Annotated in this window: 2 protein-coding genes; both read left to right on the top strand. The window is 43.8% G+C overall.

What is annotated here, in order from left to right; genetic code table 11:
* The coding region (locus tag AC3AYF_RS21660) for an adenylate kinase family protein (protein WP_487780529.1) at nucleotides 1–489 on the top strand (489 nt) is incomplete at its 5' end.
* A 75-nt stretch (nucleotides 490–564) separates the two neighbouring features.
* On the top strand, nucleotides 565–1,065 hold a 501-nt coding region (locus tag AC3AYF_RS21655), incomplete at its 3' end, for a PfkB family carbohydrate kinase (RefSeq protein WP_487780528.1).

Below are 1,065 nucleotides of genomic sequence, written 5' to 3'. Positions count from 1 at the left end.
GATGCTGGTGCCTTAGTCTCTGATGACATTGTTATTGGTCTAATTCGTGAACGTATATCTGATAACGATGCTAAAAACGGCTACATTCTTGATGGCTTTCCTCGTAATATTGTCCAAGCCGAAGCATTGGATGCCATGTTGGAAAAACTTGATCAGCCATTACAAGCTGTGGTCTTACTTGATGTTGCTTTTGAAGAATTAATGCAACGGTTAACCGGTCGTCGCACCTGTAAAGACTGCGGTGCGATCTACAATGTGCATCTTTCGCCACCAAAAACAGCCGATCATTGTGACGCTTGTAACGGTGAGTTATTTCAACGTGCGGATGATAATGAAGCAACCATTGGTAACCGGCTAAACGTATACCAAGAGCAAACTGCACCCTTAATCGGTTATTACGGTGACCAAGATAAACTTCATTCGATTGCTGGTACTGGCAATATCGATGACATCACTACCGCCGTTGGTGCAATTTTCGATACCCTTTAACCTATAAAACCAGCCCTTTGTGAGTCACAAGGGCTGGTTTTTAATTAAAGACATTCACACTTTTCTCCCACATCCATGGCTAATATTCTCGCGGTAGGCATAGCAACCTTAGATATCATCAATACCGTTGAGTCGTATCCAGCTGAAGATGGTGAAGTTCGTGCACTTTCACAACGACAAGCTCGTGGTGGCAATGCAACCAATACTCTCGCCATATTAAGCCAGCTTGGTCATCACTGCTGTTGGGCCGGAGTCATCATTAATGAGCCGGATGCCCAACTCATTCAACAAGACTTAACCTCGTTTAATATCGATTTTTCAGCCTGCACCGTGCTGAACTCTGGCAAAATGCCAACATCCTATATCAGCCTTAGCCAAGAAACGGGCAGCCGCACTATCGTGCATCATCGTGATTGCCCTGAGTTTTCATTTGCTGACTTTAAGAAAATTGATCTCCAGCAATTTGATTGGGTTCATTTTGAAGGTCGAAATGTGGACGAAACACTGGATATGTTCAAATGGCTTAAGCAACATCATCCTGACTTGCCCACTTCCTTAGAAGTTGAAAAACCACGG

The organism is Salinicola sp. (assembly GCF_982684285.1).
Note: the sequence above shows the minus strand (reverse complement) of the source record. Positions and strands in the feature narration are given on the sequence as shown.